Annotated in this window: 24 protein-coding genes and 1 pseudogene; 10 read left to right on the top strand and 15 right to left on the bottom strand. The window is 59.8% G+C overall.

Annotated features, from left to right (window positions below; translation table 11 throughout):
• Positions 1 to 460: 460 nt before the first annotated feature.
• Positions 461 to 646 (bottom strand): hypothetical protein, encoded by a 186-nt coding sequence (locus ACUN0E_RS28320; protein WP_445568649.1) that lies wholly within the window; start codon positions 644 to 646, stop codon positions 461 to 463.
• 125 nt (positions 647 to 771) lie between these two features.
• Here ACUN0E_RS28320 and ACUN0E_RS28315 point away from each other — a divergent pair.
• Together ACUN0E_RS28315 and ACUN0E_RS28310 are read left to right on the top strand one after the other, a co-directional pair.
• Positions 772 to 1,309, top strand: a pseudogene (locus ACUN0E_RS28315) (IS6 family transposase); the annotation flags it as partial.
• 909 nt (positions 1,310 to 2,218) lie between these two features.
• The gene (locus tag ACUN0E_RS28310) at positions 2,219 to 2,389 is read left to right on the top strand and encodes a hypothetical protein (protein ID WP_445565191.1); all 171 of its coding nucleotides are present in this window, start codon (positions 2,219 to 2,221) and stop codon (positions 2,387 to 2,389) included.
• Between the two features lie 109 nt (positions 2,390 to 2,498).
• Here the strand turns inward: ACUN0E_RS28310 and tnpC are convergent, their stop codons facing one another.
• The gene (tnpC, locus tag ACUN0E_RS28305; RefSeq protein ID WP_445565192.1) at positions 2,499 to 4,049 is read right to left on the bottom strand and encodes an IS66 family transposase; all 1,551 of its coding nucleotides are present in this window, start codon (positions 4,047 to 4,049) and stop codon (positions 2,499 to 2,501) included.
• 30 nt (positions 4,050 to 4,079) lie between these two features.
• Positions 4,080 to 4,244: an IS66 family insertion sequence element accessory protein TnpB gene (gene tnpB / locus ACUN0E_RS28300; protein WP_445570338.1), complete on the bottom strand. Its 165-nt coding sequence runs from the start codon at positions 4,242 to 4,244 to the stop codon at positions 4,080 to 4,082.
• Between tnpB (ACUN0E_RS28300) and ACUN0E_RS28295 the strand changes: the two genes are divergently transcribed.
• The 3 genes from ACUN0E_RS28295 to ACUN0E_RS28285 all read left to right on the top strand — a co-directional run bounded on the left by ACUN0E_RS28295 (position 4,229) and on the right by ACUN0E_RS28285 (position 7,595).
• Positions 4,229 to 4,540 (top strand): DUF5372 family protein, encoded by a 312-nt coding sequence (locus ACUN0E_RS28295; protein WP_445570450.1) that lies wholly within the window; start codon positions 4,229 to 4,231, stop codon positions 4,538 to 4,540. The two genes, tnpB (ACUN0E_RS28300) and ACUN0E_RS28295, sit on opposite strands and share 16 nt — an antisense overlap.
• Before the next feature lie 183 nt (positions 4,541 to 4,723).
• Positions 4,724 to 5,191, top strand: a complete 468-nt coding sequence (locus ACUN0E_RS28290) for a helix-turn-helix domain-containing protein (RefSeq protein WP_445565193.1) — start codon at positions 4,724 to 4,726, stop codon at positions 5,189 to 5,191.
• A gap of 286 nt (positions 5,192 to 5,477) precedes the next feature.
• The gene (locus ACUN0E_RS28285; RefSeq protein WP_445567274.1) at positions 5,478 to 7,595 is read left to right on the top strand and encodes a recombinase family protein; all 2,118 of its coding nucleotides are present in this window, start codon (positions 5,478 to 5,480) and stop codon (positions 7,593 to 7,595) included.
• Here the strand turns inward: ACUN0E_RS28285 and tnpB (ACUN0E_RS28280) are convergent.
• Together tnpB (ACUN0E_RS28280) and tnpA are read right to left on the bottom strand one after the other, a co-directional pair.
• Entirely contained in the window at positions 7,557 to 7,811 is a 255-nt protein-coding gene (gene tnpB, locus ACUN0E_RS28280) for an IS66 family insertion sequence element accessory protein TnpB (RefSeq protein WP_445565195.1), read from the bottom strand. The genes ACUN0E_RS28285 and tnpB (ACUN0E_RS28280) overlap by 39 nt on opposite strands.
• The gene (gene tnpA, locus ACUN0E_RS28275) at positions 7,808 to 8,242 is read right to left on the bottom strand and encodes an IS66-like element accessory protein TnpA (RefSeq protein ID WP_445565196.1); all 435 of its coding nucleotides are present in this window, start codon (positions 8,240 to 8,242) and stop codon (positions 7,808 to 7,810) included. The genes tnpB (ACUN0E_RS28280) and tnpA overlap by 4 nt, the downstream gene beginning before the upstream one ends.
• Before the next feature lie 97 nt (positions 8,243 to 8,339).
• Between tnpA and ltrA the strand changes: the two genes are divergently transcribed.
• Positions 8,340 to 9,575, top strand: a complete 1,236-nt coding sequence (ltrA, locus tag ACUN0E_RS28270) for a group II intron reverse transcriptase/maturase (RefSeq protein WP_445568648.1) — start codon at positions 8,340 to 8,342, stop codon at positions 9,573 to 9,575.
• On the top strand, positions 9,569 to 9,892 hold the full coding sequence (locus tag ACUN0E_RS28265; protein WP_445568647.1) for an HNH endonuclease: 324 nt from the start codon (positions 9,569 to 9,571) through the stop codon (positions 9,890 to 9,892). The genes ltrA and ACUN0E_RS28265 overlap by 7 nt, the downstream gene beginning before the upstream one ends.
• Before the next feature lie 618 nt (positions 9,893 to 10,510).
• Here ACUN0E_RS28265 and ACUN0E_RS28260 read toward each other — a convergent pair.
• The 5 genes from ACUN0E_RS28260 to guaB form a co-directional block, all read right to left on the bottom strand.
• Positions 10,511 to 11,563 carry an IS110 family transposase gene (locus ACUN0E_RS28260; protein ID WP_445568646.1) on the bottom strand — a complete coding sequence of 351 codons (1,053 nt, stop codon included), beginning with the start codon at positions 11,561 to 11,563 and terminating at the stop codon, positions 10,511 to 10,513.
• Between the two features lie 107 nt (positions 11,564 to 11,670).
• Entirely contained in the window at positions 11,671 to 12,969 is a 1,299-nt protein-coding gene (locus ACUN0E_RS28255) for a tyrosine-type recombinase/integrase (protein WP_445568645.1), read from the bottom strand.
• Positions 12,970 to 13,190: 221 nt separating this feature from the next.
• Positions 13,191 to 14,774, bottom strand: coding sequence for a glutamine-hydrolyzing GMP synthase (guaA, locus tag ACUN0E_RS28250; RefSeq protein WP_445568644.1), 1,584 nt, complete (start codon positions 14,772 to 14,774; stop codon positions 13,191 to 13,193).
• Positions 14,775 to 14,988: 214 nt separating this feature from the next.
• A complete protein-coding gene (locus ACUN0E_RS28245) occupies positions 14,989 to 15,717 on the bottom strand; it encodes a hypothetical protein (RefSeq protein WP_408223603.1) in 729 nt (242 codons plus the stop codon).
• A gap of 6 nt (positions 15,718 to 15,723) precedes the next feature.
• Complete coding sequence (gene guaB / locus ACUN0E_RS28240; protein WP_445568643.1) at positions 15,724 to 17,184, bottom strand: IMP dehydrogenase; 1,461 nt, start codon at positions 17,182 to 17,184, stop codon at positions 15,724 to 15,726.
• A 357-nt stretch (positions 17,185 to 17,541) separates the two neighbouring features.
• On the opposite strand from guaB, the gene ACUN0E_RS28235 reads away from it, so the two are divergent.
• On the top strand, positions 17,542 to 18,519 hold the full coding sequence (locus ACUN0E_RS28235) for a DMT family transporter (RefSeq protein WP_408509937.1): 978 nt from the start codon (positions 17,542 to 17,544) through the stop codon (positions 18,517 to 18,519).
• A gap of 118 nt (positions 18,520 to 18,637) precedes the next feature.
• Here the strand turns inward: ACUN0E_RS28235 and ACUN0E_RS28230 are convergent, their stop codons facing one another.
• On the bottom strand, positions 18,638 to 18,970 hold the full coding sequence (locus tag ACUN0E_RS28230; RefSeq protein WP_408223612.1) for an RnfH family protein: 333 nt from the start codon (positions 18,968 to 18,970) through the stop codon (positions 18,638 to 18,640).
• Complete coding sequence (locus tag ACUN0E_RS28225) at positions 18,967 to 19,404, bottom strand: type II toxin-antitoxin system RatA family toxin (RefSeq protein ID WP_063496516.1); 438 nt, start codon at positions 19,402 to 19,404, stop codon at positions 18,967 to 18,969. The genes ACUN0E_RS28230 and ACUN0E_RS28225 overlap by 4 nt, the downstream gene beginning before the upstream one ends.
• Positions 19,405 to 19,504: 100 nt before the next feature.
• On the opposite strand from ACUN0E_RS28225, the gene smpB reads away from it, so the two are divergent.
• Positions 19,505 to 19,951 carry an SsrA-binding protein SmpB gene (smpB, locus tag ACUN0E_RS28220; protein WP_408223615.1) on the top strand — a complete coding sequence of 149 codons (447 nt, stop codon included), beginning with the start codon at positions 19,505 to 19,507 and terminating at the stop codon, positions 19,949 to 19,951.
• A gap of 179 nt (positions 19,952 to 20,130) precedes the next feature.
• On the opposite strand, the gene ACUN0E_RS28215 is transcribed toward smpB, so the two are convergent.
• The 3 genes from ACUN0E_RS28215 to ppsA all read right to left on the bottom strand — a co-directional run bounded on the left by ACUN0E_RS28215 (position 20,131) and on the right by ppsA (position 24,218).
• The gene (locus ACUN0E_RS28215; protein ID WP_408209777.1) at positions 20,131 to 21,063 is read right to left on the bottom strand and encodes an SPFH domain-containing protein; all 933 of its coding nucleotides are present in this window, start codon (positions 21,061 to 21,063) and stop codon (positions 20,131 to 20,133) included.
• A 111-nt stretch (positions 21,064 to 21,174) separates the two neighbouring features.
• On the bottom strand, positions 21,175 to 21,630 hold the full coding sequence (locus ACUN0E_RS28210; protein WP_445568642.1) for an NfeD family protein: 456 nt from the start codon (positions 21,628 to 21,630) through the stop codon (positions 21,175 to 21,177).
• A 182-nt stretch (positions 21,631 to 21,812) separates the two neighbouring features.
• A complete protein-coding gene (gene ppsA / locus ACUN0E_RS28205; protein WP_445568641.1) occupies positions 21,813 to 24,218 on the bottom strand; it encodes a phosphoenolpyruvate synthase in 2,406 nt (801 codons plus the stop codon).
• A 538-nt stretch (positions 24,219 to 24,756) separates the two neighbouring features.
• Between ppsA and ppsR the strand changes: the two genes are divergently transcribed.
• Positions 24,757 to 25,572, top strand: coding sequence for a posphoenolpyruvate synthetase regulatory kinase/phosphorylase PpsR (gene ppsR, locus ACUN0E_RS28200; RefSeq protein ID WP_408223624.1), 816 nt, complete (start codon positions 24,757 to 24,759; stop codon positions 25,570 to 25,572).
• Positions 25,573 to 25,626 lie beyond the last annotated feature (54 nt).

The raw sequence follows: 25,626 nt of genomic DNA, 5'->3' as shown, positions 1-25,626 counted from the left end.
GGCGGAACACAAGCGTTAACGCGACTGATATAAGCCATACGAAGTGTCGAGATCGAATGCTTCGAACCAAGCGGCATGTGCACGGTGGACGGACATTGCACGATCTGGACGTTCTCGTGCTCGCCACCGGCTACGATGCGTATTCCACACGGTTTCCGATAAGAATCGCCGACGTCACAGCCTGCCAATCACCGACGCGCGGTAGCAGCATCTGGTGCCCGGGAGGGCCAGATTGCAGCGATTCGTCTGCTGGGTGCCGCGCGGACAGCCAGGTGATTCCTTACACTCTCCGGGATGGCCCTCCCGGCGCGGGCGATCGCCCAGAGCGCTTCGCGGATCTGCTTTGTTCGAATGCGGTAAGCGCCATGCTCTTTATTTCCAACGCGCCGCTTAGTCAGGTGCGAATCCCAGCAGCTTGTAGAATTGGGAGTTTTAATCTAACCCTTTCGAAATGATCCCCTTAACAACAGAAGAATTCAAAGCCATTGACGAAGCTGGGAATGTCTACGTGGTCGTCGTCCAGCGCAGCGCGATCGATGCAAATTCGCTCGATGGGTCCGGATCGCTTCTCGGTCTTCCGGATTTCCGACTCTTCGACGGGCGCAGGCTCAATCGACTCACCGAAAAAGTGTTCCAGATCGCTCAAAGCGGTGTGCAAATAGTCCGCGTTTAGCCGACGAGGGCGTAGCGCATCGGCAGTCAGAGGCTCTGGTACAAATAGCGTGGGCGAAACCGTTACGGTTTCGAGCTGAGCGAATTTGAGAGCCGACGATGAGCAAATTTAAGTGTCTGGAGGAGTTGTTCGCGGAGCGGCACTTTGATCGCGAGGTAATCATCCTGTGTGTTCGCTGGTACCTGCGCCACAAGCTCAGCCTGCGGGACGTGCTGGAAATGATGGCCGAGCGAGGACTGTCGCTGGCGCACACCACGATCTTGCGTTGGGTGAGGCACTATTCGCCCGAATTCGTCAAACGCTGGAACCGCTTTGGCACGCCCACCGGTCAGTCCTGGCGTGTCGATGAGACATATATCAAACTGCGCGGCAAATGAGTCTAGCTTTATCGAGCGGTGGCTCGAGTAGGCCAAACAGTAGACTTCATGCTTCGCGCCAAGCGCGACGTGCTCGCAGCAAAAGCATTTTTCAAAAAGAGCTATCAAGCATCAGGGCCAGCCGCCGAAAACCATCACGCTCGATGGCTCCGCGGCTTCGCATCGCGCGGTTCGTGAGATGAAGGACGACGGCGTGCTTCGCGAAGACACCAAGGTCCGGTCCTCGAAGCACCTGAACAACGTAGTCGAGGTGCGACACGAGGTCGCTTACAGAAGTTGTTCTCCCTTCTCGCCGTATCGAAGGCGAGAACCACCGGTGTCACCCGGTGAATCTAGGGGCCTGAATCAAGAGCGGCTCTGACAACGTAACGAAGCGCCGCAAGGCGCGGGGTATCAATCGCGAGAGGCGTACCCTTCTGGCAGCCATACGCCGGATGAGTGCCAGATAGTCGGTATGGTGAAAACATTTGAATCTGCAGTAGGGTCGTTACGTTGAACGAGCGGAAATGGCTATTGCGCTCGAACCAAAACGGTACTGGAGGTGGGAACAGCGTCTTTCGATTACGCGTTCGTGACCCGCATACCTCCCGGCCCAGAGCAGGCACCTAACCCGGCGTACTTCCATAAGCGGAACGTGGAAACCCCGTATCGCTCCCTTCGGGACAGCAGGCTGCGAGGTCTGCCCATGGCGGTGCGGGCACAGGATCGGGGAAAAAGCGAATGCCCGGCTGTAATGGACGGGATACGGGTTGCAACATCACCCGACGCGAAAGCGGGCAGACTTCCTCGTGGTCTCTCCTCACCAGAGAGTTTGCAGAACCATCTAAACGGAAGGAAAGCAAATGAGCGCAGCAACACGGGCGCGTGCACCTTCGGGCGTGGCGTGGACCGGCATCAATTGGGCCGATGTTCAACGTCAGGTAAGGAGGCTGCAATGTAAGCGCCTCGCCTGGACCGTTCGGTTTTTCCTGGACAACGCGATGTGAAGCGGGACATGCTATCTCCTTTGGGTATTTTGCGTTACCCGGTAACGAGTTCAGACATATCGTTACCGGGTAACAACGACGAGGGGAAACCGATGGCGCAAACAACAGCGGAGCGGCAGGCCGCCTTCCGGGCAAGGCGGGCGACAGCTGGAAACGATGGCAACGGGGAGCGGCGGCTTGATATGTGGGTGACCACTGAAGCCGATCTCGCGCTCGCACGGCTGGCACGCCGTTACTCGGTAACGAAACGTGAGATGCTGGAGCGGCTGGCAGTGCGGGCGGACGCGGCGATCGTGCGCAGGCTCGATCCGGACTCCGCAGAATGGGATACCTACTTCCAGGTGCCACGGTAGCCCTTCAGCGTTACCGGGTAACGGACCGGTGTCCCAGGTGCAGTCGGCTACCGGCTCAGCGCGTGTGAGCCGCTCCGGGCGATCGGGGCGTGCTGTCCACCGCTGTTGTTCAACCGGTCGGAACCGCAGGTTGGGGTGGATTTTGCAGGTCTGCGGCAACGCGCCAGGGCAGCAATTCGTCGACGCGGTTGATTGGATGATCGGCAATACAGGTCAGCACGTGGCACAGGTAAGCGCGCGGGTCGATGCCATTGAGTTTGCACGACGCGATCAACGAGTACATCGCCGCCGCCCGCTCGCCGCCGCTGTCGGAGCCGGCAAAGAGGAAGTTCTTTCGACCCAGGGCCACACAACGCAGCGCATTTTCGGCGATGTTGTTGTCTATCTCCACCGTGCCGTCGTCGCAATACAGCGTCAACGCATCCCACTGGTTGAGCGAGTAGTTGATCGCTTTGGCTGTGTCCGACTTGGCCGACAACGTCTTGAGCTTTGCCCTGAGCCACATGCCATAGTTTTCGAGCAAGGGTCTGGCCTGCGCCTGCCGCACACGCAGTCGCTCCGCTGGCAGCTTACCGCGGATGCCGGCCTCGATACCATAGAGCTCGCCAATGCATCTGAGCGCCTCGGTGGTCGTCTCTGATGGCGTGCGTACGTGAATGTCGTAGAGTTTGCGTCGCGCGTGCGCATGACACGCCGCTTCGCGAATCGAGCCATCCTTGAACAGCTCGTCGAAGCCGGCGTAAGCGTCCGCTTGCAGGATGCCGCTGAAGTCGGCCAGATGGCGCTGGGGATGCTCCCCGCGCCGGTTGGGCGAGTAGGCAAACCATGCCGCGGGGGATTCCTTCGAGCCAGCCCGACTATCATCGCGCACATAGACCCACAGCCGTCCGGTTCGGGTCTTTTTGTTGCCTGGCGCGAGCACGGGAATCGGCGTGTCATCCGCATGCAGCTTCGTGCCGGCCATCACATAGCGGCGCAACGCCTCCACCAGCGGATCGACCAGGGACTCGCACATGCCGACCCATCGGCCCATGCTCGCCGGGTCCAGCGTGACCTTGTCGCGTGCCGCAATCACCGACTGCCGGTACAGCGGCTGGTGATCCGCGTATTTGGCCACGAGAATGTCGGCAAGCAGGCTCGGGTGTGCGATACCGCGCTCGATCGGCAGGCTCGGCGCAGGCGGCTGCACGATGCGGCGGCAGCACGCGCAGACCTTCTTGCGCCGGATGGTACGGATGACCGTGAACGCTGCCGCGATGCGGCCAAGCTGTTCGGAGACGTCCTCGCCCAGCGGTTGCATCTGGCCGCCGCACTCGGGGCAAACCGGATCCGGCTCCAGCACATGCTCCTCGCGCGGCAGGTGTTCCGGCAGCGCCTCGCGCGAAGCACGGTTCGCGCTCGCCTTGCTGCTGCCGGCCTGCGCTTCGCGCGTCTCGGCCACGCCCCGGCTGCCGGTCAGGTCCTCCAGTCGGGTCTCAAGTTCCGCAATTTCCCGGTCCAGTTTCTCGGACTTGCGGCCGAACTGCATGCGCTTGAGTTTGTCGATTTGCGCCTTGAGCCGTTCGATTTCCAGATCCCGCTCGGCCAGGGACGCCCGCGCCTCGAGCAGCAAGGCCTTGAGTGCATCGATGTCATCAGGAAGGTCGCTGGCATCAGACATGCCACGCAGTTTACGCAGGTGCCGCGCGGTTTACAACATCGACAGTGGCTCAGCGGTGCGGCGTGGCTGCCGCCAGTCGATGCCTTCGAGCAGCATCGACAGCTGGGCGTGGGTCAGATGGATCTTGCCGCTATCGGCCTGCGGCCAAACGAAGCGGCCACGCTCGAGCCGCTTGTAACATAGCTCGGAATGCAGGCCTTGTTGCTACCTCGGCGCAGCTTGTCCGCATAACTCATCCCTTCCATCCCTTCAGTGGCCGGCAGCTCGTCTGCGTTGGCGAGCGCTATAACCGCTCCGGCAAGCGTCTCTTGCTGCGCATCGACGACAAGAGCTTCTGCTCTGTTCCCCCGAAGTGGACCGATATGAGCGAGCCTGATCCTGAGGTCACCATGGGGCAAGAACGTGCGCTGTTCACGGTAGCGGACTTGATGGAACTTGCTTGCCTCGTGACACGCCTCTCCTCGCAAAGGCGAGCTGATAGCGCCAATTAGCTGTAAGCCTAATTTTGCCGCTTATGTAATGTAATTATGCCGCACGTTCTTTCATTAACGCAGCCATAGTCGCAATACTATTCCGTAAAATTACGACTAAAGTCCATCTTTATTGACCTTGACAAGGCTTGCATTGCGGCATATTTTAATTACATATACTCTTTGAGTCATCTGGAGTTGAATGTGCCCACAACCATCGAACGCAAGCGCTCGAAGATCGACGTTCTCACAGAGGACGGCGCGTTGAATCCGATGCCGGAGAACGTCCTGGACCCCAAGTTTCAGGAAGGGAGTTTTTTTGACCCGCACGATGCCGTGCAGGTGAAGTACGAGATGTTGCGCCGCGTCTCCGTCGAGAAGGCATCGGTGACGTCGGTTTCCGACGAATACGGCGTCTCACGACCGACCTTTTATCAGGCCCGGATGGACTTCGAGGAAGGCGGGATCGCTGGACTGATGCCGAGGAAGCGGGGGCCGCATGGTCCACACAAGATCCAGGGTGATGTGTTGGCGTTTCTCAAGACACGGCTTGCCCCTGGAGAGCCGATTCGGGCACGCGAACTGGCAAGGCTGGTTCGCAAGGAATTTGGTCTCGATGTGCATCCAAGAACGATCGAACGTGCCTTCGGTGTAAAAAAAACGGCGGAATAACCAGAGCCGACGCCAGACCACCGACGCTTTCGCCCGCCGTCGTCGCGCAGTACGAGGTGATGCGTTCGGCCATGCTGGGGGAGGTTTTGCCTGCAGACGCCCGGCGTGGGCTCAACGTCTTTCTAAATCGAGGCATGTGGGCATGGGCATGCATGTCGGTCACTACCGGCACGCGCCCGGAACCGATTCCGACCCAATCCGCACCACATGCACGATCCTTCGAGCGCAACACCGTGGTTTACGCACTCGCAGGCATGGCCATGACATTCAATAAGTGGGGAACACTATGAACGCATCGCATAAAGTTCAACCTCATCACCTCGAGCGGGGTGCGTACCTTTACATTCGGCAGTCGTCGATGCGACAGGTCGTCGAGAACGTCGAGAGCACGAAACGGCAGTACGCCCTGCGTGGTCGTGCGACCGCGCTTGGTTGGCGCGATGACCAGATCATCACGATCGATAGCGATCAAGGTGAATCTGGAGCGTCGGCGTCCTGGCGGGAGGGGTTTCAACGGCTGGTTACTGATGTCGGCATGGGCCGGGCCGGCATCGTCATGGGCCTGGAGGTGTCACGCCTGGCGAGAAACAATGCCGACTGGCATCGCCTGCTGGAGATCTGCGCCCTCGCTGATACGCTGATTCTGGACGAAGACGGAGTATACGATCCGGCCAGCTTCAATGATCGGCTCCTGCTCGGGCTCAAGGGAACAATGAGCGAGGCCGAACTCCATGTTATCAAGGCCCGATTGCGTGGCGGAATCCTGAACAAGGCGCGCCGTGGCGAGTTTCGCTGTCGACTTCCGACAGGCTTCGTGTACGACGAACTCGGCAACGTGGTGCTTGACCCAGACTCGCAGGTCAGGGAGACAATCGCGTACTTCTTCGAGACGTTTTCACGGGTAGGCTCTGCCTGTCAGACAGTCAAGGTCTTCAAGAATGAGGGGCTTCTGTTTCCATCCCGCATGCGCAACGAGAAGCTGATAACCTTCCAGCCCCTCACCGCGTCGACCGCGCTCCGGACACTGAACAACCCGCGTTACGCAGGCACTTACTTCTATGGCCGGCGGTATTACCGGCGGACTGCTGATGGTAAGAGTCTGACTCGGAAGCGCGAACGTGACGACTGGCTAGCCTGCATCCCGGATGCCCATCCCGGGTACATCACACGGGAACAGTTTCAGCAGAATCTCGAGATTCTCAAGACCAATGGTCAAGGGTACGAGGTTGCGCGAGCGTCGCCGCCCAGGGAAGGCGCAGCCCTGCTACAGGGGCGCGCGGTTTGCGGGCTTTGCGGCCGGCACTTCCGGCTCCGGTACGCAACACGACGCGGACGACAGGAAGCGTGGTATATCTGCGATCGCGCACAAGGCACTCGTGGCGAACCCTGCTGCCAGTCGATTGCCGGAGCGCCTATAGATGAAGCGGTTGGTGCACTGGTCGCCGCCATGATGACTCCGGCCGCCGTTGAATTGGCGCTGGAGATTCGCAGAGAGATCGAAGCCCGCCACGACGAAGCAGACCGGTTGCGCCTTCGGGCCGTCGAACGCGCGCAGTACGAGGCTGATCTTGCACAGCGACGATTCATGCTGGTTGCCCCAGATAATCGTCTGGTCGCCGACACGCTCGAGCATGAATGGAACGACAAGTTACGCACGTTGGCCAACGCCAGGGAGGAAAGGGAGCGTAGCCAGCAGGAGGAACGTCTCGTGGTCGACGATGCAATCCGCGACCGACTCATCGCCATGACGACCGACTTCAAAACGCTCTGGCGTGACCAATCACTACCGAACCGTGAACGCAAGCGGCTACTCGCTTACATTATCGAGGATGTCACGCTGGTCAAACTGCCAGAAGAGGGAACAACCAGGATTCACGTCCGCTTCAAGGCTGGCAGGACTGAAACCCTGACGGCGCAGAATCCCCAAACCTCTGCACAACAGGTTAAGACCCGGCCAGAGGTCCTGGAACTCATCGACACGCTTCTCGACAGCCACATATGCTCCGAGATTGCTGACATCCTCAACAATCAGGGTATCCGCCCTGGTGGTTGTGTCCGGCCAGGTAAGGCCGACATCCGATTTACCGCGCTGCGCGTCGCATATCAGGCTCAGCGAAACGGGCTCCGCTCCCGTCGCGACAGACTGCGGGATCGTGGCATGTTGACGAGACTTGAGGCCGCCGCGCGGCTTGGAATCCATGAAGCCACGCTCGTCAGATGGGTGGAACACGGCATCGTCACCAAACACGCCTATAACGATTATGCGCATCTCTACGAAGTCCCCGATTCGAACCCACCGGTGAAGCATAGTAGTCGATGGGACCGGCTCGCTGACCGCGTAGCTGCGGTGCAGGCGACGAAAGAATCAAAACCCTCTCATCCAACCAAAGGAGTTGTAGTATGAAGCCAGATAGTTTGCAAGCAGCCATAGCCCGTCGCTGGTAGCCCAAAGAATTTTTACCAGGTCGCCGCGACGGCCGCGGAAGATGAACACGTGACCGCCCAGCGGATTCTCCTCAAGCGCCGTCTGTACCTTGGCGGCCAGGCCCTGGAAGCCGCAGCGCATGTCGGTCACCCCTGCTGCGATCCAGATACGTGTGCCCGCCGGCAGGCCGATCATCGCGACAGCTCACGGATCAACAGACGTAGCGTGGCGGGCGAGACCTCGCCGCGGATCCGCAGACACGCATTGCTGAACACCACCTCGCACACGCTCTCAACCACGGTGTTCACGCCCCCCGCGTCGCGCACCGTCACCGGGGTCGATTCGGCGGTGTCGGCGACAATGCTCACCGGCAACAGCGGCGCACTCTCCCGGGCAGGATCGGATATCGTGGGGTTGGGAAGCGACGGGATGCCGTAGGCACCTTGCAGATACTGCCGTCGCCATTTGAACAGCAAATTCGCATTAACCTCGTTGGCACGCGCAATCAACGCTACCGAGGCACCTGGCTCAAGTGACTGCTCTACCAGGCGCCGTTTGAACTCCGTAGGGAAATTCGGTCGCTTATATGCGCCACCGGCTGCGCGCGCCTTCAATGTATTGTCCACTTTGGTGTCCGCAATAATTTGGTGGACACCAAATTACCCAAACCCTCAATCCGCTGTCCATAACGGCCCAGACGAGCCGCTTACGCTGCAATCGCGTATGGTGAAGGCGGTACAGGCCGGCCGCCATAACAGGGTGAAAGCACTGCAATGGCTGCTGACCCATTCGTTCAGCGGCCGTGCATTAGCCGTGAAGCGGGTGACTGAAAACAAAGGCAGGAACACCCCCGGTGTGGACAAGGTAACGTGGAAAACACCGGCGGCAGAGGCCAACGCGATTGCGTCGTTGAAGAGGCGGGATTATTCGCCCCTTCCACTTCGGAGAGTTTTTATTCTGAAGAAAAACGGCAAGACGAGGCCGCTCGGCATACCCGTGATGAAATGCCGCGCCATGCAGGCGTTACATCTGCTGGCGTTGGAACCCGTTGCGGAAACCACCGCCGATCTGAACTCTTATGGGTTCAGACCGGAACGCTCTACTGCTGACGCTGGGGGACAATGCTTCATTTCTCTGGCAAAAAAGGCGAGTGCGGAATGGGTGCTGGAGGCCGACATCCAAGGCTGTTTCGACAAAATTTCCCACGACTGGATTATTGCCAATATCCCCACGGACAAGGTGGTTCTAAAGAAGTGGCTCAAAGCGGGATACGTGTATCAAAACGAACTCTTCCCCACTGACGCCGGCACCCCGCAAGGGGGAATTATTTCCCCGGTGGCAGCCAACATGACGCTCGATGGCCTCGAAGCTATGCTAGCGGAAAAATTCCCGCGAGCGAAGCCGAGAGGACTGAAAATGAACATGGTGCGTTACGCGGACGACTTCATTATTACCGGCCACTCGAAGGAGTGGCTGGAACATGAAGTCAGGCCGGCAGTAGCTGAATTCCTGGCGGAACGCGGGCTGGTCCTATCACCAGAAAAGACCAGGATAACGCACATCAAGGATGGGTTTGATTTCTTCGGATGGAACATTCGCAAGTACAACGGCAAGCTACTGATGAAGCCGTCGAAAGCGAACGTCAAGGCACATCTTGACAAAATTCGTGAAATCATCAAGGCCAACAAGACGGCTAAACAGGCGAACCTGGTGAAGCTGCTCAATCCTGTTTTACGAGGATGGGCGAATTACCATAGCCATGTCGTCGCCAAGAAAGCCTTCGATCGGGTTGATCACGAGGTCTGGTCAATGCTATGGCGATGGGCGGCAAGAAGGCACCCTAAAAAAGGCGCCCGATGGATAAAAAGCAAATACTTCAGGGCCAAAGGTTTGCGGGACTGGGTATTTGCCGCCACAGAAAAAAAGAGGATGGCACGACAAGAGAGGTCACCTTGCTGAAGGAATCGGCCACGCCAATAAAACGGCACATCAAGATCCGAGCGGGCGCAAATCCGCACGATCCGCAATGGGCACCATACTTCGAATCCCGATGGGGCCAGAAGATGCTGAACTCGACGCGCGGTCGCCGTAAGCTGTACCGTGTCTGGGTAAGGCAAGATGGCATGTGTTCCAACTGTCAGCAGCCCATCACAATGAACACCCGCTGGGATGTTACGCATATTGTGAAGCAAACTGACGGCGGCACGGATGCAGCAAGCAACCTCCAGGTTAACCATCTCAATTGCCGTAGAAATCCGCAGTACGCCGGAAAATGAACTTGTACTACCGGGTGTCGACAGATGCCTTTGCAGAGGCTTGAGCCGTATGCTCCTAAAGGCGCACGTACGGTTCTTAGGGGGCAGCAGCGCAGCAATGCGCTGCTGCTACCCGACCAAGACCATCGCAACATCAAATCAAGGCCGAAAGTCATGCTTGGTTTCAAGCAACTCAAGAGCGCCACGATCACGCTGGCGAGGGTTGATTTGATGCATCACATTCGCAAAGGACAATTTAGCCTCACCCAACTGCGCCTCAAAGAGCACTACACCTGCGTGTTTGGAATGCGGTCCGCTGGGCTCAACGAGGCATCCTATCAAGACCAACTTCCTCGACCGTCTCCACTATTTGCACCATGTATGGACGACTCCCAGTTGTCAAGCAGCCTGAATCTCTGGCATTGGGTCGAGAGTGCAGCCATGTATCCGGGCTCGGTTCGCAGCACTCGCTGCAGGCCCACGGTGAATATCCGCAAGTGGGGTACCCCACCAGAGCCACGGGCTTGATTGCCCTTGGTGCAAAGCGGGTTTGGCCCACCACGGTCCGACCGTTCTGTCATCGAATTGAAGTCTGCTCAAGCAACCTCTGGAAGGTAAATGCTGTTCCGATGTTAAAACCTACATTTGTGAAACCGTCACGCAAGGTTGTATGGGAACGTGGCTAACTTGATAGACCTGTTTGCGAACCAGCAGAGCCCACGCCGTTCGTGCATTTTTTGCTGCGAGCGCCACGGCAACGATATTTTTGTGCCGGCGTCGGCATAGTTTCATGACCCACGAATCTGCCATTTCGGGCTTGGTGGCTGCCATGCGAATAACAGCGCGAGCACCGTGAATCAGAAGTGTTCGTAGTGCTGCATCGCCGCGCTTGCTGATGCCCAGCAAGCGCGGCTTGCCACCCGAGGAGTGCTGACGCGGGACCAGACCCAGCCATGCAGCGAGTTCGCGGCCGTCCTGAAAGGCGCGGGGGTCACCGATTGAGGCTGCCAGTGCGGGAGCGGTGAGTGGCCCAACTCCAGGTATCGTTTCGAGAAGTTGTCCAGCTTCATCCGTACGATGCATCGCACGGATGCGTCCCTCCAGTTCCGCAGCCTTGTTGCCTAGTTCGCGTAAATGCTCGACGAGTAACTGAATCAATGTTCGGAACGATTCGCAAAGCTCATGCTCGCGATCGGACAGAGCTTCGATGGCCCTTTTCCCGAGCAGTCTGATCCCCTGCGGCAAGACGATACCGAACTCACTGAGCAAACCGCGGATTTGATTGGCCAATGCCGTACGCGATTTGACCAGCCCCGTGCGCGCCGGATGCAGTGAAAGCATCGCCTGTTGCGCTTGCGTCTTGACCGGTACAAAGCGCATGTGCGGTCGCGTTACCGCCTCGCAGATCGCTTCGGCATCGGCCGCATCGGTCTTGTTGCTCTTTACGTAAGGTCGAACGAACTGAGTGGCAATCAGGCGCACGGTGTGTCCGAGCTTCGTGAGTTCCCGGCCCCAATAATGCGACGAGCCACATGCCTCCATGCCTACCACGCACGGCTCAAGTTTCGCAAAAAACGGCAGTACGTCAGCGCGGCGCAGTTGCCTGCGGACGACGATATGTCCCTGCAAATCCACTCCATGAACCTGGAATAGCGTTTTTGCGAGATCCAGCCCAACAGTCGCTATCTTCATGATGAACGCTCCTTTGCCGTGGCAAGTCACGACCTCTCCACTTTGGCACATGCCTATCCCGAAGGGCGGGAGTCGTCCATCACATCAGAGCCCACAGGAGTTCGAGCTTAGGAGATGTACTCATGAGTCTTGACTGGCTGTGTCGACGCTAGGACGCTCGCCTTTGGATTGATGGCAATCCAGCCGTCCAGCATGTCTGCCCACGCCTGGAGCATCGCCCTCCTCTGCTCTGCATACTCGGCCTTGTTGTAGACCGCGCGCACACCACGCTGTTCGTGAGCGAGGCATTTCTCGATCCAGTCAGTGTTGAACCCTGTTTCGTGCAACAGTGTGCTGGCCGTCCGACGCAGATCATGCACCGTGAAAGGATCAAAATCTGCTCCGTCGTCGCGTATCAGCTTTACCGTGCTGTCGATGACACGGTTCAGGGTCGCCGCACTTATTGGGGAAGCCGTCTCATAGCGGCCGGGATGCACGTACGAACTCGCTCCAAAGCACGTCTTGAATGCGACCAGAATGTCCAGAGCCTGTTGGCTAAGATAGACAATGTGGGGGCGACCGGCCTTCATCCGTTCCTTCGGAATTGTCCAGACTGCGGCGTCGAAATCTATCTCACCCCACATCGCCAGAATGAACTCGGACTTGCGCACCAGCGTGAGCAGCATGAATCTGATAGCAAGACGCAGCGTAGGCATCGTCGGCGTCCGTTCCAGTGCACTGAAAAACACGTGGATTTCGGCAGGAGACAGTGCCCGATCACGCGGCTTGAAGCTGGCGATGGCAGACGGGCGGATGGCCTCCGCAGGATTGTCCACCTTTAGTCCCCGCACCTGCGCGAAACGGTAGACCTGCAGAACGATGTCGCGCGCCTGCACGGCAGGGGCCGCGGCGCCCCTCTCCCTGATCTTCTCGCAGCGCGCCATCAGTCGTGCGGGCGTGATCTCTTCCAACTTCAGCCGGCCAAATTCCGACGCGAGATTCCGCTCGTATACCGATTTGCGCATCGCTCGTGTGGAGTCGGCAAGAGCAGTCTCCACAAAGTATTTCTCCGCCCACTTACCAAACGTTAGCGCCTCGGTCGCCTCGACCCGTTTCTCGACTTTCGCACGTGAAGGACTTTCTCCGCGTTGGATTGTTCCGTAGGCCTGGTCGCGTAGAAGCCGGGCTTCCGGGAGGCTAACAGCCATTCCGAATCCGAGTTCGTCTGGCTTGCGTGGCTTCCGTGCGGAAAGTGATGGATCGTACCGACCGATAACCAGGGTTTCCCGGCGACCGTTCACCCGGTAGTCGTACCGGAAGCTCACCGCGCCAGAAGGCGTCACTGCCGCATATAGCCCCCGCTGATCGGCAACCTTATAGATCTTCTGGGCCGGCTTCAGCGCTCGCAACTGCATGTCTGTGAGCATAGAGACTCCTCGAACGTATACCGTCAACCGATACCGCCAGACTGATTTGACGGTATCGGACAAGACCGTCCGAGGAAGATATGTCGGTACCGTCACCGATACCGACATTTCCACCAGGCATCGCCCGGATCACAGCAGACCACACCGGACAATAACCTCATGTTTTTAAACGGAAAACATGGAAAATCGGACCTCCCGGAACGACTTGGGAGCAGTCTAAATCATTCCCACTCAATCGTCGCCGGCGGTTTCCCCGAGATGTCATAAACCACCCGGTTAATCCCGCGCACTTCATTAATGATGCGATTCGACACATGCCCCAGCAAGTCGTGCGGCAGATGCGCCCAATGCGCAGTCATGAAGTCCAGCGTCTGCACCGCGCGCAGCGCAACGACGTACTCGTAAGTCCGGCCGTCACCCATCACGCCGACGCTCTTCACCGGCAGGAACACCGCGAACGCCTGGCTCGTCAGGTCGTACCACGACTTGCCAGTTTCCTTGTCGATAAAGGTGCGCAGCGTCTCGATGAAAATCGCGTCCGCACGACGCAGCAGATCGGCAAAATCCCGGCGCACTTCGCCGAGAATCCGCACGCCCAGACCCGGGCCCGGGAACGGATGGCGGTACACCATTGCCGGCGGCAAACCGAGCTTCACGCCGAGTTCGCGCACTTCGTCCTTGAACAGCTCACGCAGCGGTTCGAGCAGCTTCAGATTCAGCGTCTCGGGCAGGCCGCCCACGTTATGGTGGCTCTTGATGGTCTGCGTCGCCTTCTTGCCCTTGCCGGCCGATTCGATCACGTCCGGATAGATCGTGCCTTGTGCCAGCCACTTCGCGTCGGTCAGCTTGTTGGCTTCGGTCTGGAACACTTCGACGAATTCCGCGCCGATGATCTTGCGCTTCGCTTCCGGGTCGGTCACGCCGGCCAGCTTCGACAGGAACACTTCGCTTGCGTCAACGTGAATCACCTTCACGCCGAGGTTTTCAGCGAACGTTGCCATCACCTGCTCGGCTTCGTTCAGGCGCAGCAGGCCGTGATCGACGAACACGCAAGTCAGCTGGTCGCCGATCGCGCGATGCAGCAGCGCCGCCGCCACCGACGAATCCACGCCGCCCGACAAGCCTAGAATCACATGCTCTTTGCCCACCTGCTCGCGAATCTTCGCGACAGCTTCGTCGATGTAGTGGCCCATTTCCCAGTCGGGATTCGCGCGGCAAATCTGCAGCACGAAACGCTCGAGCATCGCGCGGCCTTGCACGGTGTGCGTGACTTCCGGGTGCCATTGCAGGCCGTAGAAATGGCGTTGTTCGTCGGCCATCGCCGCGATCGGGCACGATTCCGTCGATGCCATCAGCTGGAAGCCCGGCGGCATTTCCAACACCTTGTCGCCGTGGCTCATCCACACCTTCAGCATGCCGTGACCTTCCGGCGTGGTGAAGTCGCTGATGCCTTCGAGCAGGCTCGTATGGTTGCGCGCGCGCACCTCGGCATAGCCGAACTCACGCAGGTGGCCGATATCGACCTTGCCGCCGAGCTGCTCGGCCATCGCCTGCATGCCGTAGCAAATGCCGAGTACAGGCACGCCGAGTTCGAACACCGCTTGCGGCACGCGCGGCGTATCCGTTTCGGTGACCGAGCTCGGGCCGCCGGAGAGGATCACGCCCTTCGGCGCGAAATCGCGAATGAACGACGCATCGACGTCGTACGGATGAATTTCCGAATACACGTTGGCTTCGCGAACGCGACGTGCAATCAGTTGGGTGACTTGCGAACCGAAGTCGAGGATCAGGATCTTGTCATGCATGGCAGCGGACGGAGTCAAAAGTGAACGGATACGGGATGCCGCGCACGAAGCGCGGCGTTGAATTCAAAACGGTCCACGTGGGGACGATCGAACATGAAGCGTAACGATGAAGCGCGTTGGACCCGCTGGCACCGCAGGCACTTACCAGCGGCGCGCACGAACGGAATCCGGTAGCTTCGGCAGGCGTTCTGGCGCTCGAGGCGTCAGTCATGAGTCAGCCATGAAACGGCGGCCGGGGCGCACCGGGCGCATCGGCAGCGGAGTTGCGAGCTTCGTCGCGCGCGGCTGCAGCCTCGGCCCGTGCGGCGCGTTCAGACGCCGTCAGGCCCGGTTCGTCGACCTCGGGATGAAGCGGTGCTGCCGCAACAGGACTCACGGGCCGTGTGACCGGCATGACAGGCTCGACTGCCGGTTCGGCGCGATAGACCGGAAAGCCCGCCGTAACGGAAGCGGGTTCGCGCCGGTTGGCCGCATCTTTCGCGGCATCTTTGGCGGCCTGTTTTTCAGCACGCTCGGCAGCAGCGGCCTCAACCAGCCGCACCTTTTCGCGCCGCCGCACCGCGCCAGAGAGGCGCACACCGCCGAGGCCGATCACCAGCAGCACGACACCGGTCAACACAGCGATGATCTGCCCGAAGCCGGTCAGCGCCGGCGTATGCAGCCCCAGCAGCCAGACCAGCATCAGCACGCCGGTCAGCCAGTTCACATGGCCGACGACCTTGGCAACCGTCGACGTAAGCGAACCGTCGAGCGACGCGTGCAAAGCGAGCCACGCGAGCCCGATCAGCGCCACGCCAAACCCTTGGCCGACCAGAGCCGGCTGGGTTTGCACCAACAGCAGCGCGTTGTACAACGAAGTCCAGGGCGTCAGCAGAAACAGCAGGCCGAACGCAAGCAACAACAATGCATCGAGGATGAGTACAGCGCGCAGCAATGGCTTCATTGGCGTTTAGTCCACGTGGTAGTTGGGCGCTTCCTTGGTAATCTGCACGTCATGCACATGCGACTCGCGCAAGCCCGCGCCCGTGATCTGCACGAACTCGGCCTTGTCGTTCATCTCCGGGATCGTGCGGCAACCGCAGTAGCCCATGCTGGCGCGCACGCCGCCGATCAGCTGGAACAGGATCGCGTTGACCGAGCCCTTGTAGGCGACGCGGCCTTCGATACCTTCCGGCACGAGCTTGTCGATGTTCGCGGAGTTGTCCTGGAAGTAGCGGTCCGCAGCACCGTCTTTCATCGCACCGACCGAGCCCATGCCACGGTACGACTTGTACTGGCGGCCCTGGAACAGGAACACGTCGCCCGGCGCTTCTTCGGTGCCGGCGAACATGCTGCCCATCATCACGGAGTTCGCACCGGCGGCCAGCGCCTTGCTGACGTCGCCCGAGAAGCGCACGCCACCGTCGGCGATGACCGGCACGCCTGTGCCCTTCAGCGCTTCGGAGACATTGGAAATCGCGGTGACCTGCGGCACGCCCACGCCGGCGACGATCCGCGTCGTGCAGATCGAGCCCGGGCCGATACCGACCTTCACGCCGTCTGCGCCGTACTCGACGAGCGCCTTGGCCGCCGCAGCGGTGGCGATGTTGCCGCCGATCACTTCGACGTGCGGGAATTTCTGTTTGACCCACCTGACGCGCTCGAGCACACCCTTGCTATGGCCGTGCGCCGTGTCGACGACGATCACGTCCACACCTGCCTGCACCAGCAGTTCAACGCGTTCTTCGTTGTCTTCGCCCACGCCGACCGCAGCGCCTGCACGCAGCTTGCCGTGTTCGTCTTTACACGCGTCCGGGTGTTCGGTTTGCTTGGTGATGTCCTTGACGGTCATCAGCCCACGCAGCTCGAATGCGTCGTTAATGACCAGCACGCGCTCGAGACGGTGGCTATGCATCAGCGCCTTGGCTTCGGCGAGCGGCGTGCCTTCCTTGACGGTGACGAGGCGCTCGCGCGGCGTCATGATGTTGCGCACCGGCTCGTCCAGACGCTCTTCGAAACGCAAGTCGCGGTTTGTGACGATCCCGATCAGTTGCGCGCCTTCGACGACGGGGAAGCCCGAAATGCCATGCTGGCGCGACAGCGCAATGACGTCGCGCACCTTCATTTGCGGCGGCACCGTGATCGGATCACGCACGACGCCCGATTCGAAGCGCTTGACCTTGGCCACTTCACGCGCCTGCTCCGCCGGCGTGAAATTCTTGTGGATGATGCCCACGCCACCCATTTGCGCCATCGCGATCGCGAGACGGGCTTCGGTGACGGTGTCCATAGCGGCGGACACAAGCGGCATATTCAGGGAGATGTTGCGGGTCAGCCGGGTCTTGAGGCTGGTGTCGCGCGGCAGAACATCAGAAAAGGCCGGGACAAGGAGCACGTCATCGAACGTGAGTGCTGTTTGGATCAGACGCATGGCAAATCCTATAGGCGCAAAAGCGAATTATACGCGATACCTCCCCGGTTTTCACTGCACTAACAGCAGCTTAGCGAATTTCGGGCGATTTTTTTCGTGACTTCGAACCCTTCGATTTCGCTTCTGCGTTCGCCTCAGGTTCGATCCGGTTTCGTTTGCGCGTTCGGGCGCATGGAGGCGCCATCCGGGTCACGCGGGGCAATTCGAAGGCTTCCGCGCAGCCGAATCGCCGCGCGGAAGTAAAAAAGCGCCTGAAAACGCCGGACAAAACCACTGGAATGCAGAATCAAACAAGACACCCCGCCAGCCAAACGGCTATTCTGCCGACCATTCCAGTTTTTCTTGCAGGGGCAGTCGATGCAGCGCGGTGTGGCATATGGAGTAATGGCCGGGGCCCTATGGGGCATGGTGTTTCTGGTGCCGCGCGTGCTGCCCGATTTTTCGCCGCTGCTGCTGAGCGCCGGCCGTTACACGATGTACGGCATCGTCTCGCTGGCCGCCGCGCTGCCAATGGCCCGCTCGCTCGTCAAACGCCTGACCCGCGAGGATCTCGGCGCACTGGTCAAACTGGCCTTGGCCGGCAACCTGCTGTACTACCTGCTGCTGACTGCGGCCGTCCATATGATCGGCATCGCGCCGGCATCGCTGATCGTCGGCGTGCTGCCGGTCACGGTGACGCTGCTCGGCCGGCGCGATCATGGCGCCGTGCCGCTCGCCCGCCTCGCGTGGCCGCTCGCGTTGGTGGTGGCCGGCATCGCCTGCATCAACATCGACGTGTTCACGGTAGCGGACAGCACGCCAGTGAGTATCGCGACGAAGCTCCTCGGCCTCGCCTGCGCAGTCGGCGCGCTCGCCTGCTGGACCTGGTTCGCGGTCGAAAACGCCCGTTATCTGCAGCGACAGACGCATTTCAGCGGCAACGAGTGGTCGGTGCTCTGGGGCGTGGTGACAGGCGCGCTCGGCGCGGCATTGTGGCTGGTGGTCGCCGTCATGCCCTCTGGCGGCCTGCAGGCGCCGCTCGGCGACGGGCGTTGGCACACCTTCTGGATGCTGAATCTGGGCCTCGCAGTGGGCGCGTCGTGGCTCGGCAACGGGCTGTGGAATGCCGCGTCGAAACGGCTGCCGCTCACACTGTCCGGCCAGATGATCGTGTTCGAGACGCTATTTGCGCTGCTCTACGCGTTCATCTACGACCAGCGGTTGCCGCGTCCGCTTGAAACGGCGGCGATCCTGCTGCTGGTCGCGGGGGTATGCTGGTCGGTGCGCCAGCATGCAGACGACGATTCGTCTGGCGGGGCCTCGATAGACGGAAAAGCACAAGTTTCGGCGTCTTGACCTCGCGTTTTGACCCGGCGCAGTGATCCGGGGCCGTGACTCCGGGAACGCACGGCGCCACGCAACGGCAACGGCCAAGTCGCGCCCAACAGCCGCGCCCCCCCTCTCCACGACACGCCTAGCGCGAATCCTTGTTCTGCCAGCGGCGCCCTTCGATCGAGCCCGCCTTGCGGGTTTTTTCGACGCGCCGTTGACGCGACAGCTTCGGATCCACCAGCAACGGACGGTAAATCTCGACGCGATCATGGTCGGCGAGCACCGCATCGAGCGGCTTGAGCTTGCCGAATACGCCAACCTTCTGCGTGCCCAGATCGATCTGCGGATAACGCCGCAAGATGCCGCTCGCGTCGAGCGCCTGCTGCAACGTGGCGCCTTCCGGCAATTCCACGGCGATCAGCGTCTGCTCATTAGCGAGCGCGTAGCAGACTTCAATCGACAAGCGCGCGCTCATGCCTTACCGTAGCGCTGATCGGCGCGCTTCACGAATGATTCGACGAAGGTGTTGGCAATGTGGCTGAACACCGGCCCAATGATCTTCTCAAGAATGATGTTGGTAAATTCGTAGTGCAGCGCGAATTCAATCTTGCAGGCATCCGCGCGCAACGGCGTGAAGCGCCAGAAGCCGGTGAATTTGCGAAATGGACCGTCCGCAAACTCCATATCGATGCGCGTGGGCCGCTCCATGCTGTTATGCGTGGCGAAATGCTGCTTGATGCCCTTGAAGTTGATGTCGATCTTCGCCTCCATGCCGGTTTCGTCCTGGCGACGGATTTCGACTCCCCCGCACCAAGGCAGGAAGTTGGGGTAATCGGCGACGTCGGTGACGAGGTCGAACATCTGTTCCGCCGAATGGCGGATCAACACGGTTTTCTGGACATCTGCCATAAATTGAACAGCGCGTGGCAAGGGTGGACAAGCGCCGCGGGCTTTCCTTGCCCCGCTTTGCTAAAATCGTGATTTTAAACGAGTTGGGCACTTTCCATTCATGAGCATCATCGACAACAGAAAAGCCTTCTACGACTACTCGGTCGAAGAACGCTATGAAGCAGGGCTCGTGCTCGAAGGATGGGAGGTCAAGGCGCTGCGCGCCGGGCGCGGCCAGATCAAGGAAGGTTACGTTGTTATCAAGAATAACGAACTGTTCCTGATCGGCACGCACATCAGCCCGCTGCCCGAAGCCTCGACCCACATCCACCCGGACCCGGTGCGCACGCGCAAGCTGCTGCTGCACAGCGAGGAAATCAGCAAACTGATCGGCAAAGTCGAGCAGCGCGGCTACACGCTCGTGCCGTTGAACTTCCATTACAAAGGCGGCCGCGTCAAATGCGAGATCGGCCTGGCCAAGGGCAAGAAGCAGCACGACAAGCGTGAGACTGAAAAACAGCGCGACTGGGAACGCGAGAAGGCACGCCTGATGCGTTCGCCGTCGTAATGGTGGTCTTCACAGGCTTGATCCGCGACCTGGCCTGACTCCCGCCGCGTAATGCGCGGATTTGCCGCGCTTTGCTAGCCCGGGCAATTCCCGGGCAAAAGCCGCGATTCACGCCAAAACTAACGAAAAATGGCCCGCTTATTTTGCGGGCCATTTTTTTCGGCAAGGAAAAACGTCAATCAACGCACGTCCGTCGCGCCCTTCCCCTTGTTCACGATGGTCAGCGCCGACGCAATCATCGAACTCATATCCGCCAGGTTACCCGGCACGATCAGCGTGGTGCCCTGCTTCGCCAGGTTACCGAATGCGTTCACATACTGCTCGGCCACCTTCAGGTTCACCGCTTCCATCCCACCGTTCGACTGGATGGCCGCAGCAATCTTCTGAATCGCCTGTGAGTTAGCCTCCGCCACCGCCAGAATCGCCGCTGCCTGCCCCTGCGCCTGATTGATCGCCGCCTGCCGTTCGCCTTCGGACTTCTGGATCGATGCTTCTCGCCCACCCGAGGCGATATTGATCTGCTCCTGCTTACGCCCTTCGGATGCCGCGATCAGCGCGCGCTTCTCGCGCTCGGCGGTAATCTGCGCCTGCATCGCATGAAGGATTTCCTTGGGCGGCGTCAGGTCCTTGATCTCATAGCGCAGCACCTTGACGCCCCAGTTCGACGCAGCTTCATCAAGCGACGACACAATGCTGTGGTTGATGAAGTCGCGTTCCTCGAAAGTCTTGTCGAGTTCGAGTTTGCCGATCACCGAGCGCAGCGTGGTCTGCGACAACTGCGTAATCGCGAACACGAAGTTGCTCGAACCGTACGACGCCTTCATGGGATCGGTGACCTGGAAATACAGCACGCCATCCACCTGCAGTTGCGTGTTGTCGCGCGTAATACACACCTGGCTCGGCACTTCGAGCGGGATTTCTTTAAGAATGTGCTTGTACGCAATCCGGTCGACGAACGGAAACGCGAAGCTCAGGCCCGGCGTCAACGTGCGGTGATAGCGGCCGAGCCGCTCCAGCACCCACGCATGTTGCTGCGGCACGATCTTGAGCGTCTGCGCCGCTAGCACGATCACGATGATCAGAAGCACCGCCCCGACGATGGTTGAATCCATTACTGCCCTCCGGTCCGTAGTTCGAATGGTTGTGCGTGGTTCTGCGCACGCGTTGGTGCGTGGTTCTGCGCACGCGTTGGTGCATGATTCTGTACACGCGCTGGCGCGTGCTCAGGCCACCGTTGCCTTGGCTTTCTCCGACCGGCTGGCCACGACGACGAGGCAACTGCCGCGCATCTCGGCGATTTCATAGAGCGGCGCGTCTTCGGGTTCGCCGGCGGCCAATTCGACGTCCCATGCAGCGCCGCGATAGTTGGCGCGCGCCCGGCGCTCATGCCACGCTGGCACGGTCAGCGTCTGACCGATGTCCAGATTGACGTCCGGGTTCTTCGACGCCTCCTTGCGCGCTCTGCGGCCAAAGCGCGAACGCCGGAGCAACAAGACGGCCGCCAGCGCCACGACCGCTGCGATCGCGAACTGCAGGTCGGCGGCAACCCCCGCCAGTTGCGCAATGGCAGCCGCAATGCAGCCCAACGCGATCATCAGCAAATAGAACGTGCCGCTGATCAACTCCAGCACGACAAGCACACCCGCCCCGATCCACCAGAACAATCCACCTGGCGCCACGTCGACCTCCACAAAACAAAACACCCCGGATCTACCGGGGTGTTTATAGCACGAAGCAGGTGCATTTTACCGAACGGTGCCGCACGCTTTTACGTGCTTTTGACGTATCGCACCGTCCTTTATGCAAGCCGCTTATCGGGCACCTGCCTCGTGCATATTTTTACTTCGCTTATTGACTTCGATTACTTCGTCAGCGATTTCGCTAGCTGCTGCCACGTCTCGATGATCGAGTCCGGGTTCAGCGAGATCGACTTGATGCCTTCATCGGTCAGCCATTGCGCAAAGTCCGGATGATCCGACGGGCCCTGGCCGCAGATACCGACGTACTTGTTCAGTCGCAGACACGTGTCGATCGCGCGCTTCAACAGGAACTTGACGGCCGGATCGCGTTCGTCGAAATCGACTGCCAGCAGTTCCATGCCGGAGTCGCGGTCGAGGCCGAGCGTGAGCTGCGTCAGGTCGTTCGAACCAATCGAGAAGCCGTCGAAGAATTGCAGGAATTCTTCAGCGAGAATCGCGTTCGACGGCACTTCGCACATCATGATCAGGCGCAAACCCTTCTCACCGCGCTTCAGGCCGAACTTCTCCAGCAGCCCGACCACGCGCTCCGCCTGCTTCAGCGTGCGCACGAACGGCACCATGATCTCGACGTTGTCGAGGCCCATCTCTTCACGCACCTTCTTCAGCGCGATGCACTCCATCTGGAACGCTTCGGCGAAGTCGTCAGCGATGTAGCGCGATGCGCCACGGAAACCCAGCATCGGGTTTTCTTCGTCCGGCTCGTAACGCGAACCGCCGATCAGCTTCTTGTACTCATTCGACTTGAAGTCCGACAGACGCACGATCACGGGCTTCGGATAGAAGGCCGCCGCGATCGTGGCGATACCTTCGGTCAGCTTGTCGACGTAGAACGCGCGCGGCGATGCATGGCCGCGCGCCACGCTTTCCACGGCCTTCTTCAGGTCCTGATCGATGTTCGGGTATTCGAGAATCGCCTTCGGGTGAACGCCGATGTTGTTGTTGATGATGAATTCCAGCCGCGCCAGACCCACGCCTGCATTCGGCAATTGCGAGAAGTCGAAGGCCAGTTGCGGATTGCCGACGTTCATCATGATCTTCACCGGAATCGGCGGTAGTTCGCCGCGCTGGACTTCGGTGATTTCGGTTTCGAGCAGACCGTCGTAGATCTTGCCTTCGTCGCCTTCCGCGCACGATACCGTCACCAGCGCGCCTTCCTTCAGCACGTCGGTGGCATCGCCGCAGCCGACCACGGCCGGTACGCCCAGCTCACGCGCGATGATCGCCGCGTGACAGGTACGGCCGCCACGGTTCGTGACGATGGCCGCCGCGCGCTTCATGACCGGCTCCCAGTTCGGGTCGGTCATGTCGGCGACCAGCACGTCGCCCGGCTGCACACGGTCCATTTCCGACGGGTCGTGAATCACGCGCACCGGACCCGCGCCGATCTTCTGACCGATTGCACGGCCGGTTGCCAGCACGTTCGATTGGCCCTTCAGCTTGAAGCGCTGCTCGGCCTTGCCCGCAGCCTGGCTCTTCACCGTTTCCGGACGCGCCTGCAGAATGAAGATCTTGCCGTCGCGGCCATCTTTGCCCCACTCGATGTCCATCGGACGCTCGTAGTGCTTTTCGATGATGACGGCGTATTTCGCGAGTTCGATCACGTCTTCGTCGGTGATCGAGAAGCGGTTGCGCTGCTCGTGCGTGACGTCGACGGTCTTCACACGGCCTTCTTCGCCAGCCTTGGTGAATTCCATCTTGATCAGCTTCGAGCCGATCGAGCGGCGGATGATCGGGTACTTGCCTTGCGCGAGCGTGGTCTTGAAGACGTAGAACTCGTCCGGATTCACGGCGCCCTGCACGACCGTTTCGCCCAGGCCGTAGCTCGACGTGATGAAGACGGCGTCCTTGAAGCCCGATTCCGTGTCCAGCGTGAACATCACGCCGGCCGCACCGACGTCCGAGCGCACCATGCGCTGCACGCCTGCCGACAATGCGACTTCAGCGTGGGTGAAGCCCTTGTGGACGCGATAGGAGATAGCACGGTCGTTATACAGCGACGCGAAGACGTGCTTCATGCGATCGAGCACGTCGTCGACACCGACCACGTTGAGGTAGCTTTCCTGCTGACCCGCGAACGATGCGTCCGGCAAGTCTTCCGCCGTTGCCGACGAACGCACGGCAAACGACAACTCTTCAGGCGAGCTGTTTTGCAGGGTGTCGAAGCCTGCGCGGATATCCGCTTCGAGGCGCGGCTGCATCGGCGCGTCGATGATCCATTGACGGATCTCTTTGCCCGCTTCGGCGAGCGCCTTCACGTCGTCGACGTCGAGCGTTTCGAGGCGTTTGGCGATGCGTTCAGTCAGATTGTTGTGATGCAGGAAGTCACGGAAAGCCAGCGCCGTGGTGGCGAAGCCAGTCGGCACGCGCACGCCGGCTTCGGCGAGTTGACTGATCATCTCGCCAAGCGACGCGTTCTTGCCGCCGACAATCTCCACATCGGTCATCCGCAACTGCTCGAACGGAACTACATACGCCTCTTCCTTTGCGACGGTAACTGCGTTAGTCATACAAGCCCCTAAGTGTGAAAGAAATTCACGGCTGTGCAAGTGGGCTTGAACGCGAGACGCCCATTGGAAGCGTGACCTCGCGTCTTGCACAACCTGTTGGAGAAGCAATCGCTGCAAATGGTCGCGGGGGCCAAAAAGCGCCGGATGCACGACGTAGAAAGCGGTTGAACGAAATTACCGATCGATCCACCCTAATCTTTCAATTTGCCGCTAGTTACCGGCGCAAAGCGCGGCGTTGACCGACCGTTCACGGTGAGTTAGACGCCAATCGCCCGCAATTGCTTATCCAACAGGTTGCCGCTATTCTACCGTGCCGACTCTCAAAATGTGACAGTCGGACGAGAATTGCGCCTCGAATCGCGCCCCGGACCGGCTGACGGGCTTTTGCGAGGCCCCGCCGCCATCCGGGCGCAGTTGCGGTGCCCACGGCGCGCTGAAATGACGCTGCTGCAATCTCCGGTTAGCCACCGCGCAGCGACGTCAATGCAGCGATGTTTCATTCGAGCGCTTTTTTCCGCTCACGTTCCCCAGCCCACTGATGCCGCCCACCGTATTCATCGTCTCCGACGGTACCGGGATCACTGCCGAAACCTTCGCGCATTCGATCCTCTCCCAGTTCGACCAGAAATTCCGCCTGGTTCGTGTGCCCTTCGTCGACTCGACGGAAAAAGCCTACGCCACGCTAGAAAAAATCAACGAAGCGATCCTGCAGGACGGCCGTCGTCCGATCGTCTTCACGACGCTGGTGGACAGTGCGTCGAATCAGATCGTCAAAGGTTCGAATGCGCTCGTGCTGGACATGTTCCAGACCTTCGTCGAGCCGCTCGAACAGGAACTGGAGCTCAAGTCGAGCCACGCGATGGGCCGCGGCCACCAGAACGCGGATACTGAGGAGTACAAAAACCGGATCGAGGCGATCAACTTTTCGCTCGCGCACGACGACGGTCAATCGAACCGCAATCTCGCCGACGCCGACGTGATTCTGGTCGGCGTGTCGCGCAGCGGCAAGACGCCAACGAGCCTGTATCTGGCGATGCAGTACGGCGTGAAAGCGGCCAACTATCCGCTGATTCCGGAAGACTTCGAACGCGGCAAGCTGCCCACGCCGCTATTGGCGCATCGGCAGAAAATGTTTGGTTTGTCGATCGATCCGCAACGTCTGTCGGAGATCCGTAACGAGCGCCGGCCGGGCAGCAAGTACGCTGCGCCGGAAAATTGCCGTTACGAGATCAATGAAGCCGAAGCCATGATGCGCCGCGAAGGAATCAAGTGGTTGTCGTCGACGCATAAGTCGATCGAAGAGATTGCGACAACCATCCTGCAGGAGATCAAACTGGACCGGCCGGCTTACTGAGCGCAGCCTGTTATGGAGATATGCGTGGCGTTCAGATGACAGATGCCACGCCAC

The organism is Paraburkholderia sp. D1E, from assembly GCF_052682275.1.
This window is presented reverse-complemented; position numbering and strand designations above follow the sequence as displayed.